This is a genomic window from Actinocorallia sp. A-T 12471 (assembly GCF_033875155.1).
Lineage (GTDB): Bacteria > Actinomycetota > Actinomycetes > Streptosporangiales > Streptosporangiaceae > Actinocorallia.
In genome coordinates this window covers 411,774-424,175 of the sequence record NZ_JAWZTE010000001.1, presented here as the reverse complement: position 1 = coordinate 424,175, position 12,402 = coordinate 411,774, and the positions used below count along the sequence as shown (strand labels likewise).

General features: G+C 72.2%; 12 protein-coding genes. 7 read left to right on the top strand and 5 right to left on the bottom strand.

Going from position 1 to position 12,402, the window contains the following annotated elements; genetic code table 11:
* Positions 1-105: 105 nt before the first annotated feature.
* The 4 genes from cysC (at position 106) to rfbD (ending at position 3,891) form a co-directional block, all read left to right on the top strand.
* The gene (gene cysC / locus R9X44_RS02005; RefSeq protein WP_319812181.1) at positions 106-1,581 is read left to right on the top strand and encodes an adenylyl-sulfate kinase; all 1,476 of its coding nucleotides are present in this window, start codon (positions 106-108) and stop codon (positions 1,579-1,581) included.
* 164 nt (positions 1,582-1,745) lie between these two features.
* Positions 1,746-2,681 (top strand): sulfite exporter TauE/SafE family protein, encoded by a 936-nt coding sequence (locus R9X44_RS02000; protein ID WP_319812180.1) that lies wholly within the window; start codon positions 1,746-1,748, stop codon positions 2,679-2,681.
* Between the two features lie 67 nt (positions 2,682-2,748).
* The gene (locus R9X44_RS01995; RefSeq protein ID WP_319812179.1) at positions 2,749-3,024 is read left to right on the top strand and encodes a hypothetical protein; all 276 of its coding nucleotides are present in this window, start codon (positions 2,749-2,751) and stop codon (positions 3,022-3,024) included.
* A gap of 15 nt (positions 3,025-3,039) precedes the next feature.
* Positions 3,040-3,891 carry a dTDP-4-dehydrorhamnose reductase gene (gene rfbD / locus R9X44_RS01990; RefSeq protein ID WP_319812178.1) on the top strand — a complete coding sequence of 284 codons (852 nt, stop codon included), beginning with the start codon at positions 3,040-3,042 and terminating at the stop codon, positions 3,889-3,891.
* Here rfbD and R9X44_RS01985 read toward each other — a convergent pair.
* Genes R9X44_RS01985 through R9X44_RS01975 form a run of 3 tightly spaced genes read right to left on the bottom strand, consistent with a single transcriptional unit; the run spans position 3,875 to position 6,877 of the window.
* Positions 3,875-4,435 (bottom strand): dTDP-4-dehydrorhamnose 3,5-epimerase, encoded by a 561-nt coding sequence (locus tag R9X44_RS01985; protein ID WP_319812779.1) that lies wholly within the window; start codon positions 4,433-4,435, stop codon positions 3,875-3,877. The two genes, rfbD and R9X44_RS01985, sit on opposite strands and share 17 nt — an antisense overlap.
* On the bottom strand, positions 4,357-5,739 hold the full coding sequence (locus R9X44_RS01980; RefSeq protein ID WP_319812177.1) for an O-antigen ligase family protein: 1,383 nt from the start codon (positions 5,737-5,739) through the stop codon (positions 4,357-4,359). The genes R9X44_RS01985 and R9X44_RS01980 overlap by 79 nt, the downstream gene beginning before the upstream one ends.
* A gap of 16 nt (positions 5,740-5,755) precedes the next feature.
* Positions 5,756-6,877: a DUF1972 domain-containing protein gene (locus R9X44_RS01975; RefSeq protein WP_319812176.1), complete on the bottom strand. Its 1,122-nt coding sequence runs from the start codon at positions 6,875-6,877 to the stop codon at positions 5,756-5,758.
* Positions 6,878-6,957: 80 nt separating this feature from the next.
* On the opposite strand from R9X44_RS01975, the gene R9X44_RS01970 reads away from it, so the two are divergent.
* From R9X44_RS01970 to R9X44_RS01960, 3 genes are read left to right on the top strand one after another with little or no spacing between them, the layout of a single operon-like run.
* The gene (locus tag R9X44_RS01970; protein ID WP_319812175.1) at positions 6,958-8,067 is read left to right on the top strand and encodes a glycosyltransferase family 4 protein; all 1,110 of its coding nucleotides are present in this window, start codon (positions 6,958-6,960) and stop codon (positions 8,065-8,067) included.
* Complete coding sequence (locus R9X44_RS01965; protein ID WP_319812174.1) at positions 8,064-9,092, top strand: hypothetical protein; 1,029 nt, start codon at positions 8,064-8,066, stop codon at positions 9,090-9,092. The genes R9X44_RS01970 and R9X44_RS01965 overlap by 4 nt, the downstream gene beginning before the upstream one ends.
* Entirely contained in the window at positions 9,089-10,351 is a 1,263-nt protein-coding gene (locus R9X44_RS01960) for a hypothetical protein (RefSeq protein ID WP_319812173.1), read from the top strand. The genes R9X44_RS01965 and R9X44_RS01960 overlap by 4 nt, the downstream gene beginning before the upstream one ends.
* Here R9X44_RS01960 and rfbB read toward each other — a convergent pair.
* Entirely contained in the window at positions 10,338-11,303 is a 966-nt protein-coding gene (rfbB, locus tag R9X44_RS01955; RefSeq protein ID WP_319812172.1) for a dTDP-glucose 4,6-dehydratase, read from the bottom strand. The two genes, R9X44_RS01960 and rfbB, sit on opposite strands and share 14 nt — an antisense overlap.
* Positions 11,300-12,382: a glucose-1-phosphate thymidylyltransferase gene (locus R9X44_RS01950; protein WP_319812171.1), complete on the bottom strand. Its 1,083-nt coding sequence runs from the start codon at positions 12,380-12,382 to the stop codon at positions 11,300-11,302. The genes rfbB and R9X44_RS01950 overlap by 4 nt, the downstream gene beginning before the upstream one ends.
* Between the last annotated feature and the right edge of the window lie 20 nt (positions 12,383-12,402).

Here is a 12,402-nt window from a genome sequence, read left to right as displayed (position 1 = left end):
CTGGGGAGGGGGCGAGGGGCCGCCGCGCGGGGGGCTGTGGGCTTTCCTCGCGGTCCCGAAGGGACTGCGAGGAAAGGGGGTGGGGTGGGGGGGTAGTTTGCGGGGGTGAGCGATGGACTGTTTGAGGAACTTCACGGGGTTGTCTCGGTTACGCCCTCGGCCGCGGAGCTTGCTGATCTTGAGCAGCTGTTGGCGGGGGCGTTTCGGCCGTTGAGGGGGTTTCTTGGGGCGTTGGATGTGGCGGCGGTCGAGGCGGGGGGGCGGTTGCGGGATGGGACGCCTTGGCCGTCGGCGGTGGTGCTTACGGTGCCTGAGGGGGTCGCCGGGGAGAAGCGGATCGTGTTGCAGGATCCGGAGACTGTGCCGCTTGCCGTGCTCGAGGTCAGTGAGGCTTGGAGTGATCCGTCGGTGCCGGATGGGCACTTCAGGGTTGCGGGGACGCTTACCGCGTTGCGGGAGTCGGCTTATGGGGCGTTTCGCAGGTTGCGGCGGCGGCCGCCTGCGGCGGGGGAGGACGCGGCCGCTGTGCTTGCGGTGGCGACGCGGGAGCCGTTGCATCGGGCGCGGCTCGGGCAGATCAGGCAGGCCGCCGAGAAGCTCGGACTGCCCGTGCTCGTGCTGGCGCTGCTTTCCGGGGTGCATGAGCAGGAGTTGGTCAGGGCGTTGCTTGCGGTGCGGCGGGAGCTGCCGGAGGGGGCGGAGATCGTCACGGTGAATCTCGCGCCGCGGGCCGACGCGGTGCGGGACCAGGCGCTCGCCGCGCATGTCGCCGCCGCGTACGGGGCCACCCATCTGCTGACGGATCTGCCGCTTGAGGACGTGCCGCTGACGCTCGTCGCGCCTGAGCCGTGGGCGTATGACACCGATCTTGAGGTGTGGCGGCCGCGCGCGCGGGTGGCCGAGGAGCACGTCAGGGCTGAGTTGACCGCCGAGGAGCTCGGTGCGCTGCTCGACCGGGGGGAAGAGGTCCCAGAGTGGTTCACGCCGCGTGCGGTCGCGGCCGAGCTGCGCAAGGCGCGGCCGCCCAGGCATGAGCGCGGCGTCACGGTGTTCTTCACCGGGCTTTCCGGGTCGGGCAAGTCGACGGTCGCGCGCGCGCTGGGCGACGCGCTGATCGAGCGCGGCGACCGGACGGTCTCGCTGCTCGACGGCGACGTCGTGCGGCAGATGCTCTCGTCCGGGCTGACGTTCTCCAAGGCCGACCGCGACCTCAACATCCGGCGGATCGGCTATGTCGCGGCCGAGATCACCCGGCACGGCGGCCTGGCGATCTGCGCGCCGATCGCGCCCTACGCGGCGACGCGGGCCGAGGTGCGCCGGATGGTCGAGGCGGTCGGCGACTTCGTGCTCGTACACGTCGCGACCCCCCTTGAGGAGTGCGAGCGGCGCGACCGCAAGGGCCTGTACGCCAAGGCGCGGGCGGGCCTCATCCCCGAGTTCACCGGCATCTCCGACCCCTACGAGACGCCCGGCGACGCCGAACTTGTGATCGACACCACGGGACGTCATGTTTCCGAATGTGTCGACGAGGTGCTGAAGCATCTCGTCGCGGGCGGCTGGCTGCGCCCACAGCCCGCCTGACCGGCCGTCCGACGGGTCCGGCGCGCCGCCGTCCCAACCGCGTTTCCGCACGTCAAAGGCACGTACTGTAAGGGGCCGTCCACGGTTCGCGACTTGCTCGCGCCCGAGGGCGGCCCCTAGTCTTTATGACGAAATATTTCCTATTATTTCCGTGGGATATACCGATGCACTTTGACGTCACGATGGCCGTCGGATCGTTCCTCGTGGCGATCGTCGTGGGGCTGACCGGCATGGGCGGCGGCGCGCTCATGACGCCGATGCTCGTCACGTTCTTCGGTGTCCCGCCGCTCACCGCGGTCTCCAGCGACCTCGTCGCCTCGGCGGTGATGAAGCCGGTCGGCAGCGTGGTGCACCTGCGGCGCGGGACCGTCCATCTGAAGCTGGTCGGCTGGCTGTGCCTCGGGTCGGTGCCCGCCGCGTTCTGCGGCGTGCTCATCGCCCGCGCGCTGGGCAGCGGGGAGGCCACCCAGCACTTCATCGAGATCGCCATGGGCGTCGCGCTGCTGATCGCGGCTTCCGGGATCGTGTACCGGCTCTACCAGGGTATGCGCGACAAGAAGGCGGGCGCGCCCGTCGAGACGCAGGCCGCCGCGCCGCTGCGGATGCGGCCCGTGCCGACGGTTCTGGTCGGGGCGCTCGGCGGTGTCGTCGTCGGGATCACGTCGGTCGGGTCCGGCTCGCTGATCATCGTGGCGCTGCTCGCGCTGTACCCGATGCTGAAGGCCAACCAGCTGGTCGGGACCGACCTCGTGCAGGCCGTGCCGCTGGTCGCCGCCGCGGCGCTCGGGCACATCATGTTCGGCGACTTCCAGCTCGCGGTCACCGCGCCGCTGCTCGTCGGGTCGATCCCCGGGGTCTACCTGGGCGCGCGGATCTCCGCGCACGCGCCGGGCGACCTCATCCGGCGCGCGCTCGTCGTCGTGCTGGTGGCCAGCGCGCTGAAGATGTTCGGGGTCCCGGTGACGGCGCTCGCCTGGATCATCGCGGGCTTCGTCGTCGCCGCCGTCGCCGCGTGGATCTTCGTCGCCGTGCGCCGCCGCACCGCCGAGACCGCCGCTCCGGACGTCGAGCGGACGCCGGTGCCCGCCGCCGAACGCTAGGAGCCGACCGCTCGCCGATCCGGCGGTCACGCAACGGGAAAATCACCGTCCGTTAGCCTGCTGGATCTTGTCCGTCGGCGACGATGGAGGGGACGACGTCCGCCTCTCCCTCGTGAAGCCCATGACCGACGAGCAGGTACCCGAGCAGCGCCTCAGCCCCGACGGGCTGGGCCGCGCCCAACGGCGCGGCGACGCGTGCGCCTCGTGCGCCAAACGCTGGCCGCGCCCGCGCAGGCCGCTCGGCAGGCTCGACGACGGGACTGTCCTGTATGTCTGTGATCAGTGTGCGCCGGGGCTTGAGATGGCCCAGGATGAGAGCCGGGGGGACTCCCCCGCGAGCTGAAGGGGGCGCACGGCGATGACGCGTTGGCTGGTGACCGGGGCCGGGGGGATGCTCGGCACGGATCTGACCGCGCTGCTGCGCGAGACCGGCAGGCCCGTCACCGCCGCCGCCCGCGCCGATCTCGACCTCGCCGACGCCGGGGCCGTCGCCGAGGCGGTGCGCGGGCACGGCGTCGTGGTGAACTGCGCGGCCTGGACCGCCGTCGACGCCGCCGAGACCGCGGAGGACGCGGCCCTCGCGATCAACGGGACCGCCGTCGAGGGCCTGGCCAGGGCCTGTGCCGAGGCGGGGGCGGCGCTGATCCAGATCTCCACCGACTACGTGCTGCCCGGCGACGACCCCTCCCCCGCCCGCGAGGACGCGCCCACCGGGCCCGTCAACGCCTACGGGCGCACGAAGCTCGCCGGGGAGCGGGCCGCCCTTGCCGTCGGGGGGCGGGTGGTCAGGACCGCGTGGCTGTACGGGGCGCACGGGCCGAACTTCGTGGCGACCATGGCCCGGCTGGCGGCCGAGCGCGACACCGTCGACGTGGTCGCCGACCAGCACGGCCAGCCCACCTGGACCGCCGATCTCGCCGAACTGCTGGTCAGGCTCGGCGAGTCCGCCGCCCCCTCGGGCGTCTACCACGGCACCAACGCCGGGAGCACGACCTGGCACGGGCTGGCCAGCGCGGTGTTCGAGGGGCTGGGCCTCGACCCCGGGCGGGTGCGGCCGACGACGTCGGAGGCGTTCCCGCGTCCGGCGCGGCGGCCCGCCTACAGCGTCCTCGGGCACGACGCCTGGACGGCGGCCGGGCTCGCACCCCTGCGGGACTGGCGCGAGGCGCTGGCCGAGCACCTCGCCAAGGACGTCATTCCGACGCGCTGAGCCGCAGCCCCTCGTAGTACGCGACGCAGTCGGCATACGAAGGCAGACGGCCCGCCTCCCGGGCCTCCTTGAGGCTCGGGGCCGCGGCGTCCTTCGGGGACAGCGACGGGGTGATCCCCTCGGGCCACGCGATCGCGAGGTCGGGGTCGAGCGGGTGGATCTCGTGCTCGGCCGCCGGGTTGTAGGACTCCGAGCACAGGTAGACGACCGTCGCGCCCTCGGTCAGCGCCATGAACGCGTGGCCGAGCCCTTCGGCGACGTACAGCGCGCGGCGCTCGGCGTCGTCAAGGCGGACCGCCTCCCACTCCCCGAACGTCGGCGACCCGACGCGCAGGTCCACGACGACGTCGAGGATCGCCCCTGACACACAGGTGACGTACTTGGCCTGGCCCGGCGGGACGTCGGCGAAGTGGACGCCGCGCAGGACGCCGCGCGCCGACACCGAGCAGTTGGCCTGGGCGAGCTTCAGCGGGTGTCCGGCGGCCGTGACCAGGCCGTCGGCGCGGAACCACTCGAGGAAGCTGCCCCGGTCGTCGCCGTGGATTCGGGGGGTGTGAAGGTAGGCGCCTTCGATGCCGAGGGGTTCCATGGTGCTCCGTTGTCGAGTAGGCGGCGGCGCAGCGCCGCGGTCCAGGCGACGAGGACGAGGAGCCAGACGCCCGAGACGTTGGCGGGCATCGCCAGCCCCTCGGTGGTCATCCCGTCCACGACGAAGAACACGACGATGGCCAGCAGGAGGCCGGCGTCGGCGCGCACCCACTGGTGGCGGATCATCCCGGCGAGGGACACCGCGAGGGTGAGCAGCAGGCCGCACAGCAGCAGGAGGCCGACGGCCCCGAGGTCGACCATCGCGTTGACGAACGCGTTGTGCCCGCCGCCGAGGCCGGTCTCGCGCAGGAACAGGCCGCGGGACGCGCCCATGCCGTGGCCGAACAGCGGTTCCTTGGCGAAGGCCGCGAAGGCGAGCTCCCACAGGTCGGTGCGGGAGTTGAGGGTGGCGAGCTTCTCGGCGCTCTCGCCGCGCGCGGCGAAGGAGCGGATCGGCTCGGAGAACGCCAGGGCCGCCAGGACCACCGCGGCGAAGCCGACGACGACGAGGTCGGCCCGGCCGCGCGGTCCGTTGACCGTGCCGAGCAGCACCGCGAGGCCGACCGCGCAGCCCAGCGCCGCGCCGCGCGTCCCGGTGGCGACCAGCGCGCCCGCCAGGACGATCAGCAGGCCGCCGTAGGCCCAGCCGGGCCACATCCGGCCGCCGGGCAGCCGGGTGGCGCGCATCCCGTGCCGGACGATGAAGCCGGTGACGATCAGGACGGCGAGGCCGAGGTAGACCCCGGCGATCACCGGGTGGACGTACAGCCAGTTGAACCTGTCGAGGGTGAGGCTGGTGCGCGGGAACGGGTGGACGATCCCGATGCCGACGGACAGCAGCACGACGATCACGAAGGCGTGCGCGAACCTGTGGAAGTCGATCGTGGACGCCCGGGTGGCAAGGACGTGCACCACCGCCATGGTGATGATCATCTGGGTGGCGCGCACGACGCTCATCGTCGGATACGGCGACCACAGGGCGGTCATCGCCGAGTAGAGCACCCAGAGCCAGGCGACGCTCAGCTGGATGCCGCGCCAGCGGGTGGGCGGGCGCATCCCGAACCTGAAGTAGATGAACAGCGCCGCCGCGCCGTAGATCCCGATCTCCACGAGCACGGTCAGGTCGGCGCTGCCGCCGATGGCCTGGTCGTGGGCGCGGCTGCGCAGCTTGTAGTCGCTGGCGAGCATGAGCGCCAGCGGGAGCACCACGGGCCACCACGCGGCCGCGGTGACGACGAGGGGACGCGGAAAGATCTTCACGGCTGCGTCGCGCCGGTCAGGAGCGCACGGTGCGGCGGGTGAGGCGGCGGGCCGCCAGATCCTCGCACAGCCTGGCGTAGTCGGCGGCTACGGCGTCCCACACGTAGTGCTCGGACGCGCGCTTGCGGGCGGCGACGCCCCGGGCGGCGGCCTCGCCGGGCGCTGCCTCGGCCTCCTCGATCAGGGCGGCGAGCGCGGCGGGGCCGTCGAAGAAGCGGCCGGTGTCGGCGAGGACCTCGCGGTTGAAGTTCACGTCCCAGGCCAGGACCGGCGCGGCCGCGCCCATCGCGCGCAGCAGGGACGGGTTGGTGCCGCCGACGGAGTGGCCGTGCAGGTAGGTGAGGGCCCCGGCGTACAGGGAGTCGAGGAGGTCCTGGTCCCAGACGCCGCCCAGGAAGCGGATGCGGGGGTCGTCGCCCGCGATCTCGTGCAGGCGCTGGGTGTAGGCGTCGGAGTAGGGCGCGGAGCCGACGACGACGAGGGGCTTGACGGCCCGGCTCGCGCGGTAGCCCTCGATCTTGACGTGGAGGTGGTTCTCCGGCTCGAAGCGCGCTACGACGAGGTGGTAGCCGCCGACCTCGTATCCGGCCTCGGCGAGTTTGGCCGCGTCGGGGCCGGTCAGGATCGGCGCGCCGTAGGGGATGAAGACCGAGGAGGCGTTGAAGGTCTCCCGGTAGTAGTCCTGGATGCCCGTGGCGTCGGCGATCAGCGCGTCCGACCAGCGGACGGCGAGCTTCTCGACGGTCTTGTAGTACCTGCGGCCCATGCCCTCCCACTTGGCTCGCCGCCACTCAAGGCCGTCCACGTGGGTGGCCACCGGGACGCGCAGGGCGCGCAGGACCGGCAGCAGGGGCGCGTTGGCCGCGTTGAAGACCAGGGCGACGTCCGGGCGGCGGCGCGCGGCGTGCAGCACCGACAGGGCGGTGTGGCTCAGGGTCTCGGCGACCTTCTTCTGGATCGCCGGGAGGTGCACGAGGTCCATGCCGAGGTAGGTCGGCTCGGGGTGCGGCTCGCCCCGCGTGTAGACGGTGACGCCGTGGCCGTCGGCGGCGAGCCTGCGGCCGATCTCCTCCACCGCGGTCTCGAATCCGCCGTATCGCGCGGGAACTCCCCGTGTGCCGATCATGGCGATACGCACCCGGCCCCCTTGAAGGTGACGATAATCTTGATGGCGGTGAGATATATCGGAATGTATAGCAGAAAATTGGGTGACCGAGGATGGAGAAGACCGTAGTCGTGGCGCATCCGTCGCCCGATTTGTACGGGTCGGACAGGATGTTGCTTGAGTCGGTCCGCGCCGTGTCGCCCACCCGTCGCGTGCTGGTCACCCTTCCGTCCGACGGGCCACTGCGCGCAGTTCTCGCCGACGCGGGCGCGGAAGTCGTGATCATGCCGACGCCCGTTCTGCGCAAAGCTTTTCTGTCACCAATAGGTATGATCCGCCTTGCTTTGGCGGCATTGCGGGGGTTGCGTCCGGCCATGCGGCTGCTGCGCGACAGCAAAGCCGAAGCAGTTTATGTGAGCACCGTCACCATTCCGCTCTGGCTGGTCGCGGCCAAACTCGCGAGGGTGCCCGCGCTGTGCCATGTGCACGAGGCCGAGGAGGCCCCGCGGCCGATCAGGTTCGCGCTCGCGCTGCCGCTGCGGCTCGCCGCGCTGACCCTCGTCAACAGCCGGGCGAGCGCCGAGGTGCTCGGGCTTCCCAGGGCCCAGGTCGTCTACAACGGGGTCGCCGGGCCGCCAGAACCGACGCCCGCCCGCCGCGTCCTTGAGGGGACAGTCCGGCTCGTCCTCGTCGGGCGGTGGTCGCCGCGCAAGGGCACCGACGTGGCCGTCGCGGCCGCGCGGCTGCTGCGTGAGCGCGGTCACGATGTGAGATTGACCCTCGTCGGCGACGTCTTCGCCGGATACGAGTGGTACGAGCGTGAGCTGCGCGAGCAGGCCGGTCCGGAGACCGAGTTCGCCGGGTTCCGCGCCGACGTCTGGGACGCGCTCGCCGACGCCGACATCGCGCTCGTCCCCTCGCGGGCCGAGCCTTTCGGGAACGTCGCGGTCGAGGCGATGCTCGCCGGACGGCCGGTGGTGGCCGCGGCGACCCAGGGCCTCACCGAGATCATCGACAATGGGGTCACCGGCGTCCTGGTCCGGCCCGACGACCCGGCCGCGCTCGCCGACGGCGTCGAAAGCCTCTTCATGGATTGGGAAAGGGCGCTTACCCTTGCGGCTGACGCCAGGTCCGACGCGGCACTGCGCTTCACCCGAGCACGCTACGGAGAAGAGATCAAGGCCGCCGTGGACCATCTGACCGCAAGGACGACCCACCGATGAGCGCAAGCCCCCAGCCGACCCCCCTGTCCCAGGTCCCGCACGCCGAGACAAGCCTGGTCGAGGCGCTCTGGCGCTACCGGGTCATGTCGCTGGTGATCATCGCGGTGACCGCGGCGCTCACCCTGATCGCGACCCAGTTCCTGCTGGGCGGGGCGACCGCCACCGGCAGGTTCGCGGTCACCGACCCGACCAACAAGGACTCGCTCCAGATGGGCGTGGTGTCCGGGCCGAGCTACGCCACCTACACCGCGCAGCGCGCCGAGTTCGCCAAGTCCGGCCCGGTGCTGCAGCGGGCCGCGGAGATCATCGCGGCCGAGGGCGGGCCCGACCACTCCCTCGCCATGCTGCGCGGGGCGGTGTCGGCGTCGACCAAGGCCGACAGCGGCGTGGTCGTGGTGAGCGTGACGGCGTCCTCGATGCGGGAGGGCGGCGAGATCGTCAACGGGGTCATCCAGGCGTACCGCGAGCTGACCGCCGACGGGATCAAGAAGCAGCGGGAGAAGCAGCTCAAGGCGCTGCGCACGTCGATCGACGACCTCGTCGACCAGATCGCGGCGCTGCCGGGCCAGTCGGGGCGGCAGGCCGAGTCGCTGAACGTGACGCTCCAGCAGCAGCGCACCCAGGAGTCGACCCTGGTCACCGAGATGGCGCGGGCCGACGACGGCGTCCAGTTCGTGGACGAGGCAGACCTCGACGCGCGGGCCCCGAGCGAGCTGCCGCGCAACGGGCTGATCGGCCTCGCCCTCGGGCTGCTGCTCGCGTGCGTCGTGTCGTTCCTGCGGGCCACCGACCCCGTCCAGTTCCGCAGGGCCAAGCCGCAGGATCGGCCGTGGCGCGCGCCGAACCCGCGCTCCCCGCTGGCGGCGGCCGCGACCGCGCCGCCGCTGCCGCACCAGTCGGGGCCGTCACACCCGGTCGCCGGGGACTACCGGCACGGCGGGCCGCTCAGCACCACCCATGATCTGCACGCCGACATCGCCGCCGAGCGCTCGGGGCCGTACCAGTTCGACGAGCCAGAACGGTGAACGTCCGGCGGCTCTGGCGCAAGGGGGTCACCGCCGGGGGCGCGGTCGCGGTCCAGTTCACGCTGGCCGGGGGCAGCCTCGTGGTCCAGGCCGTCGCGGCACGGCTGCTCGGCGCGGACGGCTACGGCACCTACGCGCTGCTGTACGGGGTCCTGGTGCTGGTGATCGGCGTCCAGACCAGCTGGGTCGGCGACGCGCTGACCGTCTTCGACAGGTTCGAGCCGAGGGTGCGCGGCGCGCTGCTGCTGAGCCTGCTGCTCACCTGCGGCGGCGGGGCGCTGGCGGCCGCGCTTGTGGCGGTGTGGCTGCTGCCGGCCGGGGCCGTCGCGGTGTTCACGCTGCTCACCGTGCTGTGGGTGCTGAACGAGACGGGCCGGCGGGTGTTCACCGCGCGGATGGAGTTCTGGCGGCTCGCGGCCAATGACGCGGCGGGGTATGCCGTCACGCTCGGGGTGCTCGGCGGGTGTCTGCTGGCGGGCGTGGAGGCGTCGCTGGGGCTTGTGTTCGGGGCCATGTGCGCGGGGGCCGCGTTCGCCGTCGTGCTGGCCAGGCTGCGGCAGCCGCGCGAGGAGTACGCGCTCGCGCCGCTGCGCGGCTCGGCAGTCCGTGAGGTGCTCGGGTTCTCCGGGTGGCGGGCGGCGCAGGCGGGCATCCGGCCGCTGGCGCTGCTGGCGGCCCGCTCGCTGATCGCGGTGACGGCCGGGCGGGCGGCGCTCGGCGCGGTCGAGGCCGCGCGGCTGCTGCTCGCGCCCGCGCAGACCGTCGCCAACGGGGCGGGGTGGTTCTTCCTCGGGGACTTCGCCAGGGCGCAGCGCTCGGGCAGGCCGCTGCCCGCGAGCGCGGCCGTCAAGGCGAGCCTGACCCTCGGCGGGATCACCGGGGCGATCGCGCTGGTCTGTGTGGCGCTGGCCGGGCCGCTCGGGCCGGTGCTGACCGGCGGTGCGTTCGCGCTGGAGACCGCCGCGCTGGCGGGCTGGGCGCTGTACGCGGTGGTGTTCGCCGGGACGCTGCCGCTGTCGAGCCTGGCGACCGCGCGCAAGGAGTCGCGGCTCGTGTTCGTCATCCGGGGGGTGGAGATGGCGCTTGGCCTCGCGGTCCTTGGGGCGCTGCTGCTCGCCGACCCCGGCGCGGCCGCCGCCGCGCCCTACTGCCTGAGCGCGGGCGGCGTCGCCTCGGCCGTCGTCCTGTGGTTCCTGCTGCGCCGGGCCGACCCCGCGCCCGCCCCGGCCAAGGCCGACGGGGCAGTCACGGCTGCGTGAGCAGCGGTTCCCACCAGTCGCGGCGGTCGCGGTAGAACGCAACGGTCTCGGCGATGCCGTCGGCGAAGGAGACCTCGGGACGGTAGCCGAGGGCGCGCAGCTTCGCGTCCGACAGCGAGTAGCGGCGGTCGTGGCCCTTGCGGTCGGGCACCCGCTCGACCCGGTCCCAGCCCGCGTCGAACGCCGTCAGCAGGTGTTCGGTCAGCTCAAGGTTGGTCAGCTCGGCGGTTCCGGCGATGTGGTAGACCTCGCCCGGCTCGCCGACGCGTGAGACGAGCTCGATGCCACGGCAGTGGTCGGCGACGTGGACCCAGTCGCGGACGTTGCCGCCGTCCCCGTACAGCGGGACGGTCTTGCCGTCCATGAGCCGCGTGGTGAACAGCGGGATGACCTTCTCCGGGAACTGGTAGGGCCCGTAGTTGTTGCCGCAGCGGGTGATGCTCACCGGCAGCCCGTGGGTGCGGGCGTAGGCACGGGCGATGAGGTCGCCGCCCGCCTTGGACGCCGAATACGGCGAGTTCGGCTCGAGCGGCGCGGACTCGTCCCACGAGCCCTCCGCGACGCTCCCGTACACCTCGTCCGTCGACACCTGCACGACCCTCGGCGTCCCGGCCTCAAGGCACGCCTGCAGCAGCGTCTGCACGCCCTGCACGTTCGTCCTGACGAACTCCGCGGCCGCCGCGATCGACCTGTCCACGTGCGACTCGGCGGCGAAGTTCACCACGAGATCGTGTCCCGGCACGACCTCCCCCAGCAGCTCCTCATCCAGGATGTCCCCCTTGACGAAGGAGAACTTCCCCTCGACCGGCGCGAGATTCGCCAGATTCCCCGCATAGGTGAGGGCGTCAAGGACGGTGACATCCGCCGCATACCCGTACTCACCGGAGCAGAGCGCCCGAACGTACTGGGACCCGATGAACCCGGCCCCCCCGGTCACAAGAATCCGTGTCATGAAGAAATCTGCACCTTACTGTGGTCGCCCAGGATGAGGCGGTGGGCTCGGGGGACGCGGGGGGCGGGGGTGACCTCGGCCTCGCGGCCGATGAGTGAGCATTCGACGCGGCCCACCCCGGACAGGGACGCCCCCGCGAGGATGATGGAGTACTCGACCTCGCTGTCGCGGATCGTGCAGCGGGCGTCTATCGAGGTGAAGGGGCCCACGTAGGAGTCCTCGACCACGGAGTCCGCGCCGATCACGGCCGGGCCCACGATGCGGGAGCGGCGGACGACCGCGCCGTCCTCGATGACGACGCGGCCGATGAGCTCGGAGTCCTCGACGGTGCCGTCGCGGCGCGGCTCGACCGTCTCCAGGACGAGGCGGTTGACCTCAAGCATGTCGGTGACGTTGCCGGTGTCCTTCCAGTAGCCGCTGATCACCGTGGACTCCACCGGCAGACCGCGGTCGATCAGCCACTGGATCGCGTCGGTGATCTCTAGCTCGCCGCGCCACGACGGCTTCAGGTCGGCGACCGCGTCGTGGATCTGCGGGCCGAACAGGTAGACGCCGACGAGCGCGAGGTCGCTTTTCGGCGCGGCGGGCTTCTCCTCGAGGTTGACGACGCGGCCGTCGCCGTCGAGGACCGCGACGCCGAACGCGCGCGGGTCGCTCACCCTGGTCAGCATGATCTGCGCGGCCGGGGACTGGGCCCTGAACCGCCGCACGATCGGGTCGATGCCGCCGACGATGAAGTTGTCGCCGAGGTACATGACGAAGTCGGCGTCGCCCAGGTAGTCGCGGGCGATCTTGACGGCGTGGGCGAGGCCGCGCGGCGCGTCCTGGCGCAGGTAGGTGACGTCGAGGCCGAAGCCCGAGCCGTCGCCCACGGCCGCCTGGATCTCGGCGGCGGTGTCGCCCACGACGATGCCGACCTCGCGGATGCCCGACGCGGCGATCGCCTCGAGCCCGTAGAACAGGACTGGCTTGTTGGCCACGGGGACGAGCTGTTTGGCCGACGTGTGGGTGATCGGCCGCAGCCGCGAGCCCGCCCCGCCCGCCAGGACGAGGGCCTTGAGCGGCCGTGGTTCGGACATCTTGTCCTCGTTTCGCATCG